The 21591-nt window shown below is 50.1% G+C and carries 21 protein-coding genes; all 21 read right to left on the bottom strand.

What is annotated here, in order from left to right; translation table 11 throughout:
* Positions 1-82: 82 nt before the first annotated feature.
* Positions 83-1237 (bottom strand): UxaA family hydrolase, encoded by a 1155-nt coding sequence (locus tag ADA01nite_RS18950; RefSeq protein ID WP_146811995.1) that lies wholly within the window; start codon positions 1235-1237, stop codon positions 83-85.
* Positions 1238-1241: 4 nt separating this feature from the next.
* Positions 1242-1550 (bottom strand): UxaA family hydrolase, encoded by a 309-nt coding sequence (locus ADA01nite_RS18945; protein ID WP_146811992.1) that lies wholly within the window; start codon positions 1548-1550, stop codon positions 1242-1244.
* Between the two features lie 75 nt (positions 1551-1625).
* On the bottom strand, positions 1626-2390 hold the full coding sequence (locus ADA01nite_RS18940; RefSeq protein ID WP_146811991.1) for an SDR family NAD(P)-dependent oxidoreductase: 765 nt from the start codon (positions 2388-2390) through the stop codon (positions 1626-1628).
* A 26-nt stretch (positions 2391-2416) separates the two neighbouring features.
* A complete protein-coding gene (locus ADA01nite_RS18935) occupies positions 2417-3319 on the bottom strand; it encodes a fumarylacetoacetate hydrolase family protein (protein ID WP_146811990.1) in 903 nt (300 codons plus the stop codon).
* Positions 3320-3407: 88 nt separating this feature from the next.
* Entirely contained in the window at positions 3408-4193 is a 786-nt protein-coding gene (locus ADA01nite_RS18930; protein WP_146811989.1) for an IclR family transcriptional regulator, read from the bottom strand.
* A gap of 96 nt (positions 4194-4289) precedes the next feature.
* Positions 4290-4940 carry a bifunctional 4-hydroxy-2-oxoglutarate aldolase/2-dehydro-3-deoxy-phosphogluconate aldolase gene (locus ADA01nite_RS18925; RefSeq protein ID WP_146811988.1) on the bottom strand — a complete coding sequence of 217 codons (651 nt, stop codon included), beginning with the start codon at positions 4938-4940 and terminating at the stop codon, positions 4290-4292.
* A gap of 22 nt (positions 4941-4962) precedes the next feature.
* The gene (locus tag ADA01nite_RS18920; RefSeq protein WP_146811987.1) at positions 4963-5907 is read right to left on the bottom strand and encodes a sugar kinase; all 945 of its coding nucleotides are present in this window, start codon (positions 5905-5907) and stop codon (positions 4963-4965) included.
* Positions 5898-6845, bottom strand: a complete 948-nt coding sequence (locus ADA01nite_RS18915; protein WP_146811986.1) for a U32 family peptidase — start codon at positions 6843-6845, stop codon at positions 5898-5900. Before ADA01nite_RS18915 ends, ADA01nite_RS18920 begins: the two co-directional genes overlap by 10 nt.
* Before the next feature lie 59 nt (positions 6846-6904).
* The gene (locus ADA01nite_RS18910; RefSeq protein ID WP_146811985.1) at positions 6905-9121 is read right to left on the bottom strand and encodes a dihydroxy-acid dehydratase domain-containing protein; all 2217 of its coding nucleotides are present in this window, start codon (positions 9119-9121) and stop codon (positions 6905-6907) included.
* A 22-nt stretch (positions 9122-9143) separates the two neighbouring features.
* Positions 9144-10292 (bottom strand): galactonate dehydratase, encoded by a 1149-nt coding sequence (gene dgoD / locus ADA01nite_RS18905; protein ID WP_146811984.1) that lies wholly within the window; start codon positions 10290-10292, stop codon positions 9144-9146.
* 25 nt (positions 10293-10317) lie between these two features.
* Positions 10318-11661, bottom strand: coding sequence for a hypothetical protein (locus ADA01nite_RS18900; protein ID WP_146811983.1), 1344 nt, complete (start codon positions 11659-11661; stop codon positions 10318-10320).
* Between the two features lie 2 nt (positions 11662-11663).
* Entirely contained in the window at positions 11664-12926 is a 1263-nt protein-coding gene (locus ADA01nite_RS18895; RefSeq protein WP_146811982.1) for a nickel pincer cofactor-dependent isomerase, group 22, read from the bottom strand.
* 30 nt (positions 12927-12956) lie between these two features.
* Complete coding sequence (locus ADA01nite_RS18890) at positions 12957-14021, bottom strand: TRAP transporter substrate-binding protein (RefSeq protein ID WP_146811981.1); 1065 nt, start codon at positions 14019-14021, stop codon at positions 12957-12959.
* A gap of 32 nt (positions 14022-14053) precedes the next feature.
* Entirely contained in the window at positions 14054-15082 is a 1029-nt protein-coding gene (locus ADA01nite_RS18885) for a C-terminal binding protein (protein WP_146811980.1), read from the bottom strand.
* Between the two features lie 37 nt (positions 15083-15119).
* Complete coding sequence (locus tag ADA01nite_RS18880; protein WP_146811979.1) at positions 15120-16394, bottom strand: TRAP transporter large permease; 1275 nt, start codon at positions 16392-16394, stop codon at positions 15120-15122.
* Between the two features lie 3 nt (positions 16395-16397).
* Positions 16398-16982: a TRAP transporter small permease gene (locus ADA01nite_RS18875; protein WP_371863582.1), complete on the bottom strand. Its 585-nt coding sequence runs from the start codon at positions 16980-16982 to the stop codon at positions 16398-16400.
* A 14-nt stretch (positions 16983-16996) separates the two neighbouring features.
* A complete protein-coding gene (locus tag ADA01nite_RS18870) occupies positions 16997-18028 on the bottom strand; it encodes a TRAP transporter substrate-binding protein (RefSeq protein WP_146811993.1) in 1032 nt (343 codons plus the stop codon).
* Between the two features lie 258 nt (positions 18029-18286).
* Positions 18287-19009, bottom strand: a complete 723-nt coding sequence (locus ADA01nite_RS18865) for a DUF6612 family protein (RefSeq protein ID WP_146811978.1) — start codon at positions 19007-19009, stop codon at positions 18287-18289.
* Positions 18993-20117 carry a molybdopterin-dependent oxidoreductase gene (locus ADA01nite_RS18860; protein WP_170230375.1) on the bottom strand — a complete coding sequence of 375 codons (1125 nt, stop codon included), beginning with the start codon at positions 20115-20117 and terminating at the stop codon, positions 18993-18995. The genes ADA01nite_RS18865 and ADA01nite_RS18860 overlap by 17 nt, the downstream gene beginning before the upstream one ends.
* A 199-nt stretch (positions 20118-20316) precedes the next feature.
* Positions 20317-20772, bottom strand: coding sequence for a redoxin domain-containing protein (locus ADA01nite_RS18855; RefSeq protein WP_146811976.1), 456 nt, complete (start codon positions 20770-20772; stop codon positions 20317-20319).
* A gap of 38 nt (positions 20773-20810) precedes the next feature.
* Positions 20811-21350, bottom strand: coding sequence for a peroxiredoxin (locus ADA01nite_RS18850; protein ID WP_146811975.1), 540 nt, complete (start codon positions 21348-21350; stop codon positions 20811-20813).
* Between the last annotated feature and the right edge of the window lie 241 nt (positions 21351-21591).

The raw sequence follows: 21591 nt of genomic DNA, 5'->3' as shown, positions 1-21591 counted from the left end.
CCACCCATTCTCCGTTAATGTAATTTAGATACGTTTTCACCTGTGTAGTCGTTGTCATTGTTAGATGCTCCTTTCATACGGATTAGAATGTAGGGCCAATTCGCCAGATACCAAAATCATTTTGTTTCAAAATTTCAGACTTTGTCAATTTGCCTGAACACACGCTGGCAATCTCATCAAAAATGCGTTGTCCGACTTCATGGATGGATTCAGTGCCGTCGATCACCGTGCCGGCGTTTAGGTCCATGTTGTCGCCCATTTTTTCAAACATGGGCGTATTGGTTGAGATTTTAATAACCGGAGCGATCGGCGATCCGGTAGGGGTGCCGCGGCCGCTTGTAAACAGGACGATCTGGGCACCGCCGGCTACCATGCCGGTGAGTTGTTCAATATCGTGTCCCGGCGTATCCATCCATACCAGCCCTTTTTTGCTCGGGTGCTGCGCATAATCAATGAGTTCCTGGAGCGGACGGCTGCCTGATTTGTTTGCGGCGCCGAGCGACTTTTCTTCGAGTGAACTTAATCCCCCTTCGACATTGCCGGGACTCGGGTTCCCGGTACGGATGTCGACGCCCATCATAAGAGCGCGGCTCTCCATCTGCTGAATGACTTCATAGACACGTTTGGCCGTTTTTTCATCTACCGCCCGGTTGGCCAGCAAATGCTCGGCACCGATAAGCTCCGTCGTCTCGGCCAGGATAGCCGTTCCGCCTGCATCCACGATCATGTCGCTTACCACACCGACGGCCGGATTGGCAGACAGACCCGAGCAGGCATCTGAGCCGCCGCACTCCGTTCCGACGATTAATTCGCTAAAATCGAACGGCTCGCGCATCACTGCCGAGGCTTCCTGTACCATCCGGGCGGCGATTTTCGCGCCTTGCGCGATGGCCATCAGCGTGCCTCCGTGGTCTTGAATCGACACAAGCTCAACCGGTTTCCCGCTTTTGGCAATTTCATCCGCCACTTTCCATCCTTGATGGGTTTCGCAGCCAAGACCCAATACAACAACGCCGTATACGTTCGGATTTACTCCCATTCCGACATAGGTGCGGAATGTTTGCTCATAATCCCCTCCCACCTGGGCGCAGCCGTGCTGGTGAATAAAGCTTACCGTCCCCTGCACCAGCTGTGTAATTTGATGGGCGGCCTGCGTCGCGCACGTAATGGTAGGCAATATCAATACATGGTTACGTACACCGACCCTGCCGTCCGCACGTCTGTAGCCCCAGAACATCGGTTTATTCTGCGGTTCCAACTTTGTCACCTCTTCCCCGTTTTCCTTCCAGATTGTGTACATGCACATGCTCGCCTGCGGCAATGTCACGGGTCGCTATGCCGATCACTTCTCCGTATTTTACGATGTCTTCTCCTTTGGCAATTGGCACGACCGCAAACTTATGCCCGAAGCGGATGGCATCTGCGAGCGTTACGGTGTACGTTTTATCCAGACACGTGACCTCAACCGTCGCTCCCGCCGGAATGTCCATAAGTGCCGTCGCCACTTTATCATATGGCTTCATCATGACGGTTTTATAGTTTGGTTCCATATGTTCTCCCCCTTTCTTCTTACTTCATTCCACATACGGCTGACAGGGCTTACGGCAGGGCGGCTGTAAGGACGACTAGCGCACCGTCAGACCTCCATCCGCCACGTAGTTGCTCCCCGTAATGAAAGAAGCTTCCTCGCTTGCAAGAAAGAGCGCAAGATTTGCAATCTCTTCCGGGGTTCCCATCCTTCCAATCGGCTGACGCTGTTCCATTTGCGTACGTGCCGCTTCCGGGTTCGGATTATCTGAAAGAATCTTCTGAATCCAGGGAGAAGCAATCGTCCCCGGAGAAATGGCATTAACCCGAATGCCCTGCTCCGCAAAATCGGAAGCGGCCGACTTCGTCAATCCTACAATGGCTGCTTTGGATGCGCAATATCCGGCACGGTTCAACACACCCACCATCCCTGCGACAGAAGCGATATTTACAATGGCACCGCCCCCGCCCTGTTTCAGCATTTGTTTAATGGCATACTTGCAGCCGAAGAACGCTCCCTTCGCGTTTACGTTCATCATTAGGTCCCAGTCCGCTTCGGTTTGTTCGATCACCGTTCCTGCTTTGCCGACCCCGGCATTATTTACCATAATATCCAAGCGGCCATATTCTGCTGCCACTTGTTCGATAACGGCTGCCATTTCCGCTTCACGGGTTACGTCAAGCGCATAAAATTTCGCCGTATGACCCTGCGCTATGATTTCTTCCGCGACACGCCGCCCCCCCTGCTCATCAATGTCACATACCGCAACCGTCATCCCGGCGCCGCTCAGCTTTTTCGCAATCGCTTCACCGATGCCGGATCCCGCTCCCGTGACCAGGGCAATCTTGCTTTTTTTTATCATTCCCTCACTCTCCCGAACACACAGGTTTATCGAAGCGCATTTGTAGCGGATTGCTGTGCTTTTACCGGGTTGTTCAGCACACCAATGGAAGAAATTTCAATTTCGATTCGATCGTTATCCTGGAGCGTAAATTCATTCGGCGGCACGATGCAGGTACCTGTCATCAGCACGGTACCGTCGAAAATTTCGTTGTCTCTCACCAGATAGGAGACAAGCTCATCAAATTTTCGTTTTAGCTGTTTGGTGACGGCTGTACCTTCCACCACTTTTTCATCGTCACGGTAGATACGGCATGTGAGCTGGAATGCATACGGATCTTCTACCGTTTCCGCGAGGCGGATAGCCGGACCGATGGCGCAGGAGTTTTTCCAGATTTTTGCCTGCGGCAAATACAGCGGATTTTCTCCTTCGATATCACGGCAACTCATGTCGTTTCCAATCGTATACCCGATTATGTTTCCGTTTCTATCCAGGACAAGGGCAAGCTCCGGCTCCGGAATTTGCCAGTTCGAGTCGCTGCGGAGATAGACGGGCTGGTCAGGTCCGATCGTGCGTGCCGCAGTGGACTTGAAGAAAATCTCCGGGCGATCCGCATCGTATACTTTGTCGTAAAAAGTGGTGGCGTCCATTTTGCCGCCGGTCGCTTCGTAATTTCGTGCATCCCGGCTTCTTTCGTACGTAACGCCGCAGGCCCAGACTTCCGGCGCCTCAATCGGAACAAGCAGAGAGAGCTGTGAGAGCGGAACTTTCAGCGGTTCTTCCGCTGCAATCATTTCCTGAACGAGAGCCAGCGGACTTAGCCCTTTCTCTTCTGCCGCCTGAATCAAACCTATAAAGTCATCGTACGGCAGCGAATACACCATCTCTTCATCTGTAACGGCTGCCAGGACAGCGCGGGATTCCTCATTTTGATAACGAATAATACGCATAGTACACCCTCCAATTTGTTTTATAATATAAAATTAAGTTTTATAAAAAAGGGTGACTTCCTTCCCTGTTAAAAGGAAGTCATCGATTTTATATAGGCGTGGCGTTTTGACCCGAATGAATGCCGTATCCGAACTTGACGGAAATTTCTTGCGCCGCTTCTTTCAACATTGCCACCGCTTCTTCCATGCTCTGCGAATTCAATCTTGTGGCCGGTTGGGACATGCTCATGGCTGCGACTACCTCGCCGGTATGGTTCCGAATCGGCACGGCAATGCAGGCGACACCAGGCTCGTTTTCCTCGTTGTCGAGCGCAAAGCCCTGGTCTTTTACTTTCTTTAATTCTGTGAGAAAATCTTTTTCGTTTGCAATCGTATTGGCCGTATTCAGCCGATACTCGTAACCCTTTAAAATCGCCGCTAACTCTGTCTGGCTCTTAAAAGCAACCAGCACTTTTCCTACGGCGCTGCAATGGATGGGAATTCTCCGGCCGATGCGGGAATACAGTACGGTAGCCGAAGAGCCTTCCACTTTGTCGATATAGACGCCTTCTTTTCCATCGAGAATGACCAGGTGGATGGTATTTCCCGTTTTCATCGAAAGCTCGGTTAAGTGATTTTTGGCGACTGAGCGAATGTCCAGATTATGGATAACGAAATTCCCGCGTTCAAACAATTTCATGCCGAGCCGGTATTTTCCGTTTTCCATGTTTTGCTCGATATAACGAAACTTCTGCAGTGTTTTCAGCAGCGAATGAACCGTGCTTTTATGCAAATTCATCCGTGCACTGATGTCCGTAATCTTCAACTCCGTTTCATACTCATCGAATAAGTCGAGAATCCGCAATGCGCGCTCCACCGATTGAATGATTGGCATAGGTTTCACCCTTTAATTAAGAAAATAGAGAATTACTCTTATCTTACCATACCAGGTGGGACAAAGCAGATCTCTTATCTGCCTGTTTTTTACAACTTATTGGACGCGCGCTTTTTTAACAGCGGCGGCGTACTTAGCGGCCAGGTCGCGAATGCGGGCGAAGTCTGCGGTTTCTTCTTTCGATACCCGGACCAGATTTCCGCCGATGCCAACCGCAGAAGCGCCCGCTTCAAAGAACGAAGCGATATTATCTACATTCACGCCTCCCGACGGAATAACCGGGACATGCGGCAGCGGTGCCTTTACGTCTTTAATATAGCGCGGCCCGAGCGCGGCGGCGGGAAAAATTTTCACCATATCCGCCCCCCATTCCATTGCGGTAATCATCTCCGTCGGCGACATCACTCCGGGAATGGCGGCCTTTCCGTAGCGAAGCGCCATCCGGATGACATCCTGGTGAAGACTGGGGCTGAAAATGAAGTCTGCACCGTTCAATATGGCAAGCCGAGCGGATTCGGCGTCCAGTACTGTTCCAGCTCCGATGACGGCCCGGTCCCCAAACGTGTCAGACAGTCTTTTGATCGTTTCAAATGCACCGGGTGTATCCACAGTGACCTCAAGCGCAGTGACTCCGCCCTCAATTAGGCTTTGCGCGAGCGCCTCGCTTTGTTCCTGCGGGACCTGACGCAGGACGGCGATAATGCCGCCGTCGACAATTTTTTGCAAGATATTTACCTTTGGAATCATACGTCTTCCCCTCCCTTTCCGCTTAGCGTAGAATATCGGTATGATCGGACCTGGGCTCTATTTGTTCGCGGTACGGATATCCTTCCACATCTCCGGCAACAGTCAACGCATAAGCGCCGATGCGATTTCCGAGCATGACCGCTTCCCGAATGCCCCTTTTTTGAAGAAGTCCGGAAAGCACCCCGGCCGCAAAGCCGTCTCCGGCTCCGATAGGATCAACAATATGCGGTACTTCAATCCCCGGTACATACGCTTCCTCTTCTTCTGTACGATAATAAGCACCTTTTGCTCCCAGCTTCACGACGACAAGGCGGGCTCCCTGCCCTATGAAGATGCGTGACATCTCCTCCGGGCTTGCAGCTCCGGTAAGGATTTCTCCTTCTTCAATACCGGGCAGGATAATGTCACACTGTGCCGCAATGCCCATCAATGTTTCTCGCGCCTCTTCTTTTGACCATAGCTTCAGACGGATATTTGGATCGAACACAATCGGAACGCTGTTCTTCTTCGCCAAAGCGATGGCATGCTCCACCGTTTCCCTGCACGTATTGCTGAGGGCGGGTGTAATGCCGGTGATATGCAGGTACGAAGCGTCGGCAATCTGATCTTCCCGAATATCGTCCGGCGTCATGTGACTGGCCGCCGAACCTTTGCGGTAGTAGTACACTTTCGGCTCCTGCATCGTTCTGCGTTCTTTGAAAAATACGGCGGTCGGGTGCTCTTCGTCAAAGATAACCCCGGATGTGTCCACTCCCTCCCCGCGGATGTAATTCCTTGTGTAGAGGCCGAACTCATCCGCCCCGAGCCGGCTAATCCAGCGCACGGAATGGCCCAGGCGCGCAAGTGCGATGGCCACATTTGATTCCGCGCCGCCGATCGATTTCTCAAACTGTGCGCTGAAACGGAGAGGAGAAGTCGTAACCGGGGTGAAAAGCACCATCGTTTCACCCAGTGTGACTACGTCCATACCGATGCCCCTTTTACAGGTACAGCGATCCCTTCTGCACCCCGCTCCGACATTTTCAGATGCGGAGCGTAGCGCTGAATCATATCAAGCCCGATTCTTGCCCGGCGCACCCGCTCTTTCGACAGCGCAATCGAAGTCGCTTCAAGATGAGTGCCGGACGGATAAATATTCGGTGCGTTACGCAGGCCGAATTTAATATAAACCGGTGCAGCGACCCGAATAATCTCCGGAATCTCATAATGACGGATGAATCCACCCACATCGTCCGGCACTTCTACGTAAATATCGAGCGGAATATCGACTGCCTGGCGGATGGCCGCAAGACGTGCCAGCGTTAAATCGGTCGGAACGTTGTACGTTCCGGCGCCGATTTGCTCCATAAGTTTAATTGAGACCGGATTGGACTGAGCCATCTGGACGGAAATCTTCACAAGCAAATCTTCAGGCAGCTCGCCGGATTTCTTGCATTCATTCACGAGCCAGAGCAGCCCTTCATCGGCAACCAGGATGCTGCGGATGCCTGCCCGGCAGGCACGTTTGATATCTTCAATAGAATAAACGAGTTGATCCATGCTCTCTACCCGGAGCCCTGCAATCTTTCCGGCGCTGGCCCAGGACATCGGAGTGACGTCCCACGTGCCGCGCGGACCGACGAACAGGCTGACTTCAAGCTTCTCGCGCTGTCCGATGGCCGCCATCTGCTCCAGCTCTTCATCGGTCAGAAGCATAATGCCGCTTCCCTGGGAAATGCGGTGGATATTTACGTCATACTTATTGCATGCCTCCAGCACGGCTTCAAATGACGCCGGTCCTTCCACGCTCGGAATTTCAACCCGGTAGTGCGCGCCATCCGGAAACGTACGGGTGGACGCAGGTAAATCATGACGATCTCCGGAGGGAAAGCCCAGACTTTCGATAAACTCTTTTGTTTTGTTCATTTTTTGTGCCGCCTTTCTTATCCAACACAATTTGTTTTATAATTGCAAATTGAGTTTTGTTATTTGTTTTCAACCTTTTTAGACGTTTCTTTTTGTTCCATAAGCAAAACATCAGAGCGATAATCAAGTACCGCATCTTCGGCTACCGCAAGCGGAACTACTCCGTTCGCCGCATCCGTATGTGCGTGCATCCGGTTGCTGGCTGCCACCTGACGCTGGCGCCTGCGGATCGCTTCTAACCGCTGTTCGCCAAGTTCGCGGCGTGCTGCTCGCGTTTCCTCAAAGGAGAAGACTACTTTTCCTTCCCGGAACGCTTCCTCGTTCAAGAATTGAATGCTGCGTTCACGCAAGTTCAGATACAGCAAATCCCCTGTTTGCAGGTAGAGAATGCCGCCGCCGTCCTTCGCTTCCGGAGTCATATGCCCGATGGCCGCGCCATACGTTACCCCGGAATATCGTCCGTCGCTGATTAGTGTGGCAAGACGTTTGAGTCTGCGGTTGGCATTAATGTGCTGCATCGGCGTAAACATTTCCGGCATTCCGAAAGCGCCCGGACCCTGACCGGAAATAATGACGGCAATTTTGAGTACGCCCTGCTCTACCATTGCATCAAACAATGCGTCATATTCTAAATCCTTACAAGCTTCATAGGCCTTGGGTGCATTGTGACGCAGCATCGCAATCATATTTTCATAGGCAAAGCTGCGCTGCGCCTTCAATGTATCCAGCAGATTGACATTTAACAGGCTGCGGTTGGCATCATCTTCATTCTGATAGTACAGGACGAATGCCGCTTTCCTGTCAAACTCATCAAGCTGACTTGTTGTCATGCCGCTAATCTTTACGACGGCACTTTCGAAGAAGTTACCCGTCAGCACATCCACACCGCTGAACGGACGTCTCGGAGTTGAAAGAATAATCGGATTTTCACGTACATGCCCGGCGGCCAGTGCAGTCTGGTCGGCGAGGCGTTCGCGCCATGTTGTTCCTGTTACGGTCGGTGCGTCGATATCCATCGGCACTCCGTTTTTCAGCAGTTCGTGGAAGAGTGTTTCCATGCCCCGGCTTGTTCCGGAACAGCATTGCGTAGCCAGCGCAAAAATGTCTCTTCCCTGCGTCAAACTGTAATCAAACAAGTCCGGTACCGGCACTTCGTGATGAATCTGGTCTAAGTCCCACAGACTGAACTTGTATCCCCCGTACAGCATAGCCGCTACTGTATGCATCATCAGGTTGGTGGAGCCGCCGGATGCGCTGTGAATGCGGATGGCGTTTTTGATGTTGGCGGCCATGATGTTGGATGCGCCGAACACCGGGTTGTTAATCATCGTTGCTATGCTGTCCAACGCTTTATTTACCTGCTCCTGGGTCGGCGGTGCAGTCAGCAATTCGAGCGCCGGATGCACAAGCCCCATGCCCGCTACCAAATGACGGGAACTGTTCCCCGTTCCGTTGAATGCACAAACGCCGCCTTTGCCATCGCATGTATTGACGGCAAGCTGTTTCTCATATTCATCATGCTCTGCTTTCGTAATAATGCCGCGCTCCCTTGCCCTCTCCAACACGCCCTGGAAAGCGGTGTTGGAAGAGCACTGCAGGATATACGCCATCGTATCGCGCAAATCATGGGCAATGTCTTCTGATCCTTTTGCTTCAGCCCGTTTTGCCACCTCTTCTAGTTCCGCAAATAAACCTTCCGGAATGGTACCGCCCTGAAGCACATGGGCCGGAGCAAACGTCGCGAAGAACGGTGCCTCTCCCCGGTATTTACGGAGCCGGTCCAAATGGACGAGCGCACTTACCACGCCAAGCGGCTGTTTGTCGCAGCCCTGAATGACAAAAGCGCCGTGATAGCCATGCGATTCAATTTGATTGACGACCATCTCCGCCACCGCGTTCCGGCTCTGAAGCGAATAACTCATCCCCTGTGTGCTCTGTGCCGTACCATCGCACATTACCGGTGTGGAGAAGTAGAACGGGACGCCGCCGTTCTGCCAGATGCGGATTGCAGCACGGGCGGATGTTTGAAAATCCATGATGTGCGCCGGATGATCCGGAGACCCACCGATAATGGCGATACGCGGTGCATTCTGATGCAGGCGATCATAGATTTCATCCAGCGTCCAATCCGGTTTCGGCCCTTCATAGGTAGGGCCGAGAATCTGCTTTGCCCGATCCAAAAGACCCGCTACACAAATCGGTTCGTTCGCTTTCCCTTGCACGTTGTCACGGTACGGGTTTACCGAACCTTCGATATACGGATATATTCCCGTCATAAGTGACTTCCTCCTTTCATTTCTACCATTCGGCGACACTACCGTCTTCATAGCGCCATACCGGATTCCTCCAGTTATGACCTTTCCGTGCCGCTTCTTTGACCGCTTCTTCATTTACCTCGATACCGAGGCCCGGTCCTTGCGGAATATCTACGAATCCATCTACATAATGGAAGACACCGGGATCGGTGAGATAATCAAGCAGGTCGCTGCCTTCGTTATAATGAATGCCGAGGCTTTGCTCCTGAATGATCGCATTCGGCGTGCACGCGTCAAGCTGCAGGGAAGAAGCCAACGCAATCGGACCGAGCGGACAGTGGGGAGCGACCGCCACATCGAACGCTTCTGCCATCGCCGCAATTTTTTTGCATTCAAGAATGCCTCCTGCATGGGACAGGTCAGGCTGGATAATGTCAACGTACCCGTCCGTCAACAATTGTTTGAAGCCCCAGCGTGTATATTGCCGCTCACCCGTAGCAATGGGTGCTGTCGTATGAAGCGCGATTTCACGCAGCGCTTCGTTATTTTCCGGCAGCACCGGCTCTTCAATAAACATCGGCCGGTACGGTTCAAGCTCTTTGACAAGCGTTTTGGCCATCGTTTTATGCACGCGGCCGTGAAAATCAATGCCGATGCCTATGTCTTTGCCTACCGCTTCACGAATCGCGGCAATGCGGTTAATCACGGCTTCGACGCTTGAAGTGGTGTCTATGTAATTCATTTCTTCGGTTGCATTCATTTTCACGGCGGTAAACCCGGCATCCACTTTTTCTTTGGCCGCTGCCGCTACATCGGTCGGTCTATCGCCCCCGATCCAGGAATAGACACGGATTTTGCTGCGGGCCGCACCGCCAAGCATTTGATAAACAGGCATTTGATAATACTTTCCTTTCATATCCCATAGCGCCTGTTCAATGCCCGAGATCGCGCTCATCAGTACCGGTCCGCCCCGGTAGAAGGCACCCCGGTACAGCACCTGCCAGTGATCTTCAATCGCCAGCGGGTCCTTTCCTATTAAATATTCTTCCATTTCACGTACACAGGCGGCCACCGTATCGGCTTTGCCTTCCACGATAGGCTCGCCCCAACCGCAGATTCCTTCGTCTGTATCAATTTTGAGAAAGAGCCAGCGCGGAGGTACTTTGTACAGCGTGAAACCTGTGATTTTCATATGTTTTCCTCCTTTTTCACATCGCTTAGAGCAAAAGATAGGCAATGCATGTGCCAATGCCGCTGTATAAAAAAGCGAATCCGATGTTCCACCACGAAATACGGTACGGATTTTCTCCCAGCAAACTGCCCATTAAAGATACCGATACGTTATAAGGTCCGGCCATGACTGTAGATAACCCCGATGTAATCAGCACGATTCCGATGCTCATCGGGTTTATCTGTCCGAGCACAGGCCGGATGATTTCCCCAAGAATGCTGATTGTCACAAGGGGATGGAATCCGACCATTGCCAGGCCGATAAACAGCGTCTGGATGCTGAGAAAAAGCAGCAGCGGCATACCGGCAATCGCGGAGAACGGCTTCTGCAAATAAGAAAGATAGTGCGTCTCCTGCAGAATGCTCATGGAAAAACCGACCGCCAGAAACAATACAATATAGTTATGCGTGGAAAGCACGCGTGCCTTCCATTGCGGTATGCTATACGTTATAAAGGCGCGGCTTCTTCCAATCGCCAGGGCCCATCCGAAAGCGTAGCCCGGAATCACAAGCGCCACAGCCATCAAAAAACTAAGTTCCAACCAGCGGCGCAGCAGAACGACCGCGATAATAAAAACGGTAAGATAGCCAAAAAGAGCGATGATTCTTCCTATGCTTTTTTTGTCCAGCGCCACAGCGTCTCGACTCGCTTCTTCTGGGATATGGTAGGAACGGTACCGGAAACCGAGCATCCAGTCCGCTACTAACAAAATGACAGAGAATAGAAGAAGCCACGGAAGAAAATGCAGATATTCCCCGCCTGTCAAGTCCACGCTAATCGCCACAAGAATTTCCATCGGACTCCATACCAGCGACAATGCATAGCCCCGCAGCAGCGCTTGGGTAATAAAACGGTGGCGAACCCTCTGCACAATACCGCGAAGATTCTTTTGCAATACCGCTTCGACAAAAGTAACTGTAGCGATATTTAAAAAAGACCCGAGTACAAAGCTCACAAGAGAACTGCGATAATAGAGCTGGCCCAAGTGAGTAATCTTCGTCTTCAATAAACGGTTGACGCTTTGTTCATAGCGACCTACGACAATAATGCTGTTGATAAACGGAAGAACATAGAAAATTACCAGCAATACAATGGTCGAGGTCGAAAAATACGGCAGCTTCCAAAGCGGAATGCCGTTGTATAGAGCTAATCCTACGCCGATGCCGATGAAGATGCCGCCGGTTACTTGATACAGCCGGGCCGCACCGCGAAATGAATAACCAAAAGAGAGAATCGCGAATATGCCGGCAGTGTAGTCCAGCAGGCGGGAGTCGAAAAACACACTGACCGTATAGGAGACAACCAGCGCGCTGTACAAATACAGCAGCATGGCTACACAGTTTCGCGTTGAAGCTCCAGTTCGCGGGGCCCGGTTAAAATTTCTACGTCCTCCCGTTCTTTCGCTTCCGCAAGCAAACTCTCCGATATCCAGATTTCTTTAATGTCGAGCGTGTTTTTGATACGGACAACGCGCGCGCTTGCCAGATCAAATGCGTTGCATGTTTTAATTGCGGCCTTGACCGCCATCTCTTCTGTTTCCAGCACCATCGGCACCTTAACGACCGATGTGACGGTACTGGTCAGTGCGTTGGCGTACCCTTTTTCCCAGGCGATTTCGTTGAACAGGGCACGGGTGGTCATATCGGCCATGCCGATACCGTTGGCATTGCCGTGCGTTTTCTCGGTTAAGCCGAGCACGACGATGCGGCTCACTTCCGGTCCGCCGCTCGCATACGGTGTCGCGTAACGGCCGGTGATGTTCGGATCCATCCCGTCCCCGGAGATATCTTTGCCGATTTCATCGACAATGAGCACGTCAATCGGCGAGAATAGAATTTTCGGCATAAGCGATTTCGCTTCAAGTAACAGGGCAGGCTCCTCCGCCTCAATCCTTTCCGCAGGAACAGCCACCACTTTCGCAGGGCGGTCGTACGCATTCTCAAGCGTACCCAGACCGAAAATAATCGGCACTTTGGAAAGCGTAATCTTTGCCATTTCCAGCACGTGTTCCGCCATGTATTTGAAGCTGTAGGCATGGGCGGCTTCTGCGCCTTTCTGCTTTCCGAGACCAATGGTAATCATTTTCATCAGTCCGCTTTCCACAGGGCCGCGAAACGAGGTATGCGGCTTAATACGGTTGATCACGATAACCTTGTCGGCTTCGTATGCGTTTTTGTCGGTGTACACAGGAAGCCCGTTCGGCAATCTTCCGACTTCGACTACATCCATGCACGATACAATCGGCGCCTCCACCGCCTCTTCCGTAACTCCCAGCTGCGCCAGTACATCAATCTGCCCCTCTGCGGTCGCCCCGCCGTGGCTTCCCATGGCAGGAACGATAAACGGTTGACCTCCCACCGATTTTACCGCCCGCACGGTTTCCCTTGTCAGTATCGGAATATCGGCCACTCCCCGGCTCCCCACCGCAATTGCGACCCGATCACCGGCGGAAATTCTGGATAGAACGTCCGCGTCCCTAATGGCCTGCCGCACCGCAGAAGCGGTGTCGGCAAGCTCAGGCGCATAGAAATTCTGACGAATTTTCACCATGCGGGGAAGCGGGATGTCTCGAAGCAACTGCTCGATAATCTCCATCCTGGCTCCTCCTCTTTGTACTGCTTATTGTTATTTCTTTCTTGCTTTTTCTATTTCAGCCATCATTTCGTTTACAAGATCTTCGCCGATTTCTTTGGAGTATTTATCGATAACCGGCTGCACTGCTTCTTTCATTTTTTGTCTGTTCTCATCGCTTACTTCATTTACTTTCATACCTGCCGCTTTCAAATCTTCCACCGCTTTAGCATTTTCCTTAAAATTCACTTCACGCTGGTATTTACCGGCCTCTACTGCTGCTTCTTTCATAATTTTCTGCTCTTCCGGAGACAGGCCATCCCAGAACTTCTTGCTCACGAGGAACACAAACGGCGTGTATACATGTTTCGTTAAGCTTAAGTACGGCTGCACTTCGTTGTATTTATTGGACTTAATCGTCGCCAGCGGGTTCTCCTGACCGTCTACCGTTTTGCCTTCCAGTGCGCTGAACACTTCAGAGAAAGCCATTGGTGTCGGGTTGGCGCCGAGCGCTTTAAACGCTTCCAGATGGATTTCATTTTGCATAGTACGAAGCTTTATTCCCTGGAAGTCCTGCGGTGTGTTGACCGGACGCTTACTGTTGGTCAGGTTACGGAATCCGTTCTCCCAGTAGGCAAGACCAATCAGGCCGTGCTCCGGCAATTTATCCAGCAGTTTCTGTCCGACCGGACCGTCAAGTACCGCATGCGCTTCTTGTTCCGTATTGAATACGAATGGGAGGTCAAACACACCGTATTCTTTAATCATGCCGACAAGCGGCGAAGTCGACGGAACGGTTACTTCCTGTAATCCGCCCTGCAGAGCTTCCGTCATCTTTTGATCGTCACCGAGCGTGGCGCTGAAGAAGTTTTGAACCTGCATTTTGCCGCCGCTTTTCTGCTCGACCAATTCCTTAAATTTCTTGATTCCCTGTCCTTCCGGATGGTCTTCATTCAGACCGATGCCGACTTTAATTTTTCTCTCCTGCACACCGGCGGGTGCATCACCTTTTGGCGCGTTCGTTGTCGCGCTTCCCCCTCCGTTTCCGCCGCCGCATCCCATCAGAAGCAATCCGGGAAGCGCAAGGCTGATTGCTAAACTTTTGACCCACTTTTTCATCTTTGAAATCCCCCTCTGTCCATTCATGTTTTTTATACCAGTGCGGCATAGCGTTCGCCCGCCTGTGTCGGCTTAAGCGCAACATGATCCCGCACCGATTGATTCACCAGGTATTTCGGATATTCATTATGAATAAGTACATCGACTACACCCATCGCGGCTTTGGACCGCATTTCTTCCGCAGCTTCTTCAGAGTACCAGGCTACATGGGGCGTAAGAATTACATTGTCCATCGAAAGAAGCGGGTGATCGCGCACAATCGGCTCTTCCTCCACTACATCAAGCGCCGCTCCCGCAATTTTCCCCTGCTGAAGCGCGGCCACTAATGCGGCCTCATCGATGACAGGACCGCGGGATGTATTGACAATGATGGTATCCTGCTTCATAAGGTCGAATTGCCGGCTGCCGATCATTCCTTTTGTTGCGGCCATCAGCGGAGCATGAACCGAAACAATATCGGCCGTGCTGCACAGCTCATCCAGCGATACGAGTGTCACGCCTTTTTCTTCTGCTTTATCCGCCGGAAAATACGGGTCATACGCAAGAACCTTCAGACCGAGCGGCTTCACTTTTTCCGCTAAGGCCTGCGGAATTTTTCCGAAGCCGACCAGACCAAGCGTGCGGCCGCGCAGGCGGTAGATAGGCTGTGTAACCTTGAAATCCCACTTATGTTCTTTTGTATACCGATCCGCCAGGGTGATCTTGCGGGTCCAGGAGAGAATCAATGCCAGCGCATGGTCCGCTACCTCATCCATACAGTAATCCGGCACATTGGCAATACAGATGCCCTTTGCCGTCGCCGCATCCAAATCAATCGTATTCACTCCGACACCGTACCGGGTGATGACCCGGCATTTTTCGAGAGCTTCGATAACTTTGGCACTGATAGGTGCATATTGGTTGATAATCGCGTCCGCATCGGCACATGCGGCAATGACTTCATCTTCCGTACGGCATTGCGCTGGTACAAGTTCAATCGATTCATAAGGCGAAAACACGGCTTCCTCGAACCGCAAATCTTCATATTCCCAATCGGTTACAACCACTTTCCATTTCTGCATCTGTTTGCTCTCCTTATTCTTAAATTTATTTATAAAATTACGTAAACCATTCAAGAGGTACGGTAATAATGCTCGGGAATAGAATCAAGAGCAGCAAAATCAAAACGTGTACCATCAGGAACGGCCAAATACCCCGTGCCAGCTGCAAAATGTTGATTTTACTGATTCCGCATCCCACATACAGCACGGTACCAACCGGCGGCGTAATCAAACCGATACAAAGATTGATGACCATCAAAATTCCAAAGTAGACCGGGTCGATACCCGCCATTTTCACCACCGGTAAAAGGACAGGAGTAAAGATAAGAATCGCAGGCGTTAAGTCCATAACCAAGCCGACAGCCAGCAGCAGCAAGTTAATCAGCAACAGCAGCAGCAGCGGGTTCTCGATTAAACCGCCCAGCATATCTGCCATCTCCGCCGGAACGTTTGCAACTGTAATTAACCAGGCGGATACCATCGCAGCAGCAGCAACGAACATTACGACACTTGTTGTCTTGGCTGCGGCGACAAGCACCGGATACAAGTCTGCAATTTTCAGTTCACGATATACTACGATTCCGACAAACAAAGCATAGAATGCGGCCACCACCGCCGCCTCTGTCGGCGTAAACACACCGCCGCGTAAACCCCCGATGATGATAGCCGGAAGCAGCAATGCCCAGCTGGCCTGTTTTGTCGCATCCCATATTTCTTTTGCACTTTTACGCTTCGGAAGTTCGCTTTTATCTTTGCGGGCAATAAATGTCCAGGCAACAATAAGCCCAAGGCCCATCATGATACCGGGAACAATCCCCCCCATAAATAATGAGGTAATAGAGACACCGCTTGTTACGCCGAAGATAATCATCGGAATGCTCGGTGGAATGACCGGAGCGATAATGCCGGAAGCACAAATTAAACCGGTAGAGCGTTCGACATTGTATCCACGTGCCACCATCATCGGAATTAAGATGGCGCCGAGCGCTGCCGTATCGGCAACGGCGGAGCCGGACAAGCCCGCAAACAGAATGCTAGCGATAATGGCTACGTACCCTAACCCTCCTCGGATATGACCGACAAAAGCCATTGCGAAACCGACAATCCGTTTAGAAATCCCCCCAGCATTCATTAGCTCGCCGGCCAGCACGAAGAACGGAATGGCCATGAGCGAGAAGTTATTAGCACCGTTAATCAAGTTTTGTGCGACAACCTGACTGTCGAATATATCCATGGCGAACATCAACGCAATGCCGCTGAGAATAAGGGCGAACGCAATAGGGACGCCGAGCGCCAGTCCGCCGAACAAAGAACCGAGAAATACACCTAGCATGCTCTATCCCCCCACTTTTTCAGATGGTCTATCCATCTTTAAACTATAATGTTTATCCTGCACGTTACTTACTTCCTGTACAACTTCATCAGTCTGTGAAATCATGGCGAGCGGTGTGTTTTTATCCTTAAAGAACAAGGCACGGTATAAATTGATGAGTATAATTACTGCCATGGAAATACTGGTCACGATACCGATTCCGTACAGGTACGAAAGCGGCATCCCGGTGGCCGGAGCGGTACTGTTCATATTGAGCACCGTCATTTTCCAGCTTCCATCAAGCAGCAGCCACAGAACATAAAGAACGAGGGCGTTACTGAGCAGAAAAGCAGCTTTTTTTGCCGCTTTCGGCAGGAAGTTAATAACGATATCCATTCCAAGGTGCATGTTGTCTTTCAAAGCTGCAATCGCTCCCAAAAAGACCATCCATACAAATAAAAAACGCGACATTTCTTCCGACCAGGTAATCCCTGAGTTAAAAGCATAACGAAGCACAACATTTCCAAAAACCAGAATGGCCATAAGAGCCAGCGAGAGTGCAATGGCGATATTCAAAATGGTACTAAAGGTCTTGCCTACTTTCTGCACGTGAGTCCCTCCCTTTATTTCGCTTCGGCTTTGATTCTTTCCACAAGATCTTTTGCCCACGGATACTTTTGATAGATTTCGTTATACAGCGGTTGTGAAGCTTTTTCCATCTCCGCTGCGAATTCCGGTGAAGGAGTAGTAAATTTGATACCTTTATCCTGCAGGAATTTCTTGTCGGCCTCATAGCTCTTCTCCAACAGGTCAAACTCATAATCCGCAGCCGCCTTGGAAGCTTCTTCAATCACTTTTTGCTGCTCCGGCGTTAACCCTTTCCAGAAATTGCTGTTGATGATATAAATGTTCGGGCTAAACATGTGCTTCGATTCAAGCACATCGGATTGCACTTCATACCACCCCGATGCACGCAGCGTTGCAATTGGATTATCCTGACCATCTACGACTTTTTGCTCCAGTGCGCTGAACACTTCAGAGATCGGCATCGGTGTTATGTTTGCTCCGAGGAGTTTTCCGAGCGTAATATAATTTGGAATGTTTGGCATGCGGATGCGCAGCCCTTTGAAATCTTCCATGCTGTCAATCGTTTTGTTTGAGGAAAACATGCGGAACCCGTTGGCGCTCCATGCCAGAGGATGCACCCCATGCTTGCTCTCCAAATCGGCCGTCAATTCTTGACCGATCGGACCGTTCAGAACTTTTTTGACATGATTAAAGTCCTTGAACAAGAACGGCCATTCCGGTACCGCCATTTTTTCAACGTCCGCCTGCATAATCAGACCGGGAATTCCCATTTCAATCGTGCCGTTCCGCACCCCGTCATAGAATTCTTTTTCGGCGCCAAGCGTACTATTGTCATAAATTTGAACTTTCAGCGTGCCGCCTGATTTTTCTTCTACCATCGGTTTAAATTTTTCGCGAAGAGCTACGTTCTGCGGGTGGTCTGTGGCAAAGTAATTGGCGACTTTAATCGTTTTTGCGCCTTTCTGCTCACCGCCCGCTCCCGCTTCTTTCGTTGCTCCGCCGCAGCCTGCAACCAGAACTGAAACCGCTAACATTAAACTGGAAAATACGGCTGCTTTTTTTCTCATCTTCATAACCCCACCTCTTTTTTTATAATTTTTTTAACAAAATAATGGTGAAAGCATAATGGAATCGCTTTCTTAAATCGAAAGTTAGTTTTATAATATAAAACCAAGTTCTCATATAGAGACAAAATAAAAGTTTACCAACACAAAACCGCATTATTGTTTTATATTATAAAACATAGGTTTATTATGTAGTTCTTGTAATCAATAATATTATCAATCTTTCAATATGTCAAATAATTTTACCTGATTTTTTTCTGTTTATTTATTGATTTTTCTAAATGTATACGCTTCCATCGGTAAATAAATGTCCGGAGCTTGGTTGATGGCCGAAAAATGATTTTCATATATCATCTCGTTATAGCCGCGTAAAATATTCGGTTTAAAAAACGTGGTCAGCTTTACCTTCTCCACCCGCGGAGGATTCGGCGTAAGCCATGCTTCCAGCTTAGCGGTCTGTACATCAGAGATAGAAAAGCCGTTGATTTCCTCCCGAAACGGACGTAACTGAAGAGAGAACACGATACGACCCTCCTTCGTTTCCGTCCGTGTAATGTGTGCAGTATGTGCAAGAAGACGAAGCCACAAATCCCCGGGATGCTTCACTCCTTCGAGTTCCCCGGCTGCCGGATGCGTATAGTCCGTTTTGGTCCATGCTTTGTTACTGGGCGTATAAACATAGATGGCTTCAGGCTGAAAATATGCTTCAAATGTGAAATCCTCATCGTCTGTGAGCCGCACTTTCGATTCCACATGCGCCAAGTAAGGGTTTTGATGAGAGATGACCCGCACTTCACTTTCTTTGCGTCCTCCAACGGTCATCGTTTGACTTACCGTATAAGAGTCCCATTCCTCTATTTGCCGCAGCGCTTTCTGCAGCATAAGCAAGTCTTCTTCCGCACGATTCGGCGCAGCCCAAAAAGCAAGAGAAAAAAAAGCCCCCCATATTAGCACAAACAGACCATACCTACGTAAGATAGCCATTCAAGTCATACCCTTCTTTCTCTTCCCAATATCCGAGTCCGCGCTCCTTGCGAATTTCAATACGGTGAACCCATTTAATCGATTTGTATCCGTACATCCCGGGGTGAAAAAGGCGCAGCGGCGCTCCCTGATTTTCGTTTAACGGCTTTCCTTCCAGCTCATAGGCAAGAATAACGTTCTCTTCCAGGAGTTGAGTTAATTCATATGTCTCGGTATACAGTTGATCGGCGGAGTACATTCTTACATAAGTTCCTCCCTCTTTCGGCTTTACCTGTTCTATGATTTCTTTTACGGATACGCCCTTCCATTTTACATCCGTTACGCTCCAACCGGTTACACAGTGAAAATCACTTATAAACGTATGCGCCCTCATGCTTAGCAGTTCTTCATATGAAAAGGAAGACGGTCTCTCCACCAGCCCGTCGACGGTCAATTGCCATGTCGCGCGGTTGAATACGGGATTGTCGCTTCGTACCGAGTAAATGCGAAAATATCCCTTACGCTTTACGGAAGCAAGCGTGGAGGCAAAACGCTCGGACAGCGGCTGATACCAGCGGAAGAGGCCGCCTGCCACCACGGCAAGGAAAACGCCCCCGAATAGCCGAAGCACGTCGCGCCGTGACAGTTGAATTCCCCTGTCACGCTCCCCCTCCTCTGGAACTCTTTTCTTTTGCGGTCGTATTGATTTGCAGCGCCGCCAATACCAAAGCCCGATATGCCCCAGTATCCACGGAATAACAAAGACGCTCAGCATATCATGGATTTGCAGAAAGAATTGCCGGACGCTGAGATACGAAGTCGCGTTTACCCAGAGATATATGCCGCTGATTGTCCATCCGATGCCCAGTGAGATTTGCAGGCAGAAATGAAACGTTTTCTGCCAGGCTTTATGGTTTCGTGCATAGCGAACGACGTCCGGGAGCGCTGCACACAAAAAAAGAAAATAGCCGATACCGATTAAAGAGTGAGCATAGCGAAACTCCCATCGTATCTCTCCCAGGAAAGTCCGGAGAGAAGGAACATACAAAAACGCGCCGGTAATAAGCAGCATGACAAGCAAAATCCCGTGAACGAGATGAAGATAAAAATAACGCGTCTTTTTATTCACACCATTCTCACCTGCATCTACAATCGCTCCTGTCCCCATCTTTCTTCAATTTGATTGAAGCTAAAAATTAAAAAATATCTGTTAATTTTACACTAGCTAAGTCAAATAAACAATTGTTTCCAGCTTATTTGAATGTCTATTACAGTATAAATATAATAAAAAAAGCTGCCGAACGTCTATGTCGGCAGCTTTTTCCCTTTTACTGGTTAATACCCAACAATTCTTCAATCTTCGGTTTGACGTTTTTGAATCCTTTATCGCCTGCAGCCCGGTACGTCAGTTTTCCTTCCTTGTCGAATAAGAAGAAGGCCGGAACAAACTGATTTTCGAACGCATCCGTAATAGCATGCGTATTGTCTACCGCTACCGGCTGCACAATGCTGTATTGCTGAATGTCCTTTTTGACTTTCTCAACATCAAGGTCGCTCTCCTGCTTCGGCATGTGAATGCCGACAACTTTCAAACCATGGTCTTTGTACGCATGAACATAGGAAACTACTTCATCCATCACTTCGTGGCAGATGTGGCAGGACACCGCCCAGAAGTGAATCAGCACCGGATGTCCGGCCAAATCCTCTGGCTTAAACCCTTCGTCATTGAACCATTCCGTTGCCCCATCTAAAGACGGCATCGGGGTTTTCAGTCTCATTGGCATACAAATCGCCTCCTATTCTATATGTCACAGCATCTTTATTATAGCATGTTCATACCCGGTTTCCAGTTAGCCGGGCACAATCCGCCTGCTTGCAGTGCCTGCAGCACGCGCAGCGTTTCCTCCACAGAGCGGCCCACATTGTCATCCGTGACGACCTGGTATTTCAACTCACCTTCCGGGTCAATGATAAACAGGCCGCGCTGAGCCACCCCTTTCTCTTCCACCAGAACACCATAGTCACGCGCGACTTTATGCGTCAAATCGGCTGCCAGCGGAAAATTCAGTTTACCCAAACCGTTATCCTCCCGTGGCATATTAATCCACGCACGGTGCGTGTAGACCGAGTCGGTGGAAACGCCAAGAATCTCTGTATCAAGCTCTTCAAACTGCTCATACGCATCACTTAACGCCGTGATTTCTGTCGGGCACACGAAGGTAAAGTCCATCGGATAGAAGAACAGGATGAGCCACTTGCCGCGATAGTCCGCAAGAGATGCCTTTCCGAATTCTTCCCCGCTGCCCACAACTGTATCCATCGTAAAATCTGGTGCTTTTTTTCCTACTAAACGTTCTGCCATGTGTATCCCTCCTGAAATTATTTCTTACATGAAATGATTATAATTTAATAACGATAACAAGTCAACCTTTTATCTCATCTTTTTTTCGTTAAGTGAAAATATGGAGATGAGGATTCATCAGGGGTACTTGATGCGGGAGACGAATGAACACGTGCACGATAAGCGTGCGGAGAAGGAAGTGTTTGAGTAATCCAGGTAGGAGAGATCCGCGAAACATAGAGAAAAAGACTGCGGGCCAAAA

This window comes from Aneurinibacillus danicus, assembly GCF_007991215.1.
GTDB classification, from domain to species: domain Bacteria; phylum Bacillota; class Bacilli; order Aneurinibacillales; family Aneurinibacillaceae; genus Aneurinibacillus; species Aneurinibacillus danicus.
The sequence above is the reverse complement of the archived record's forward strand: the minus strand, read 5'-3'. Positions and strand labels throughout refer to the sequence as shown.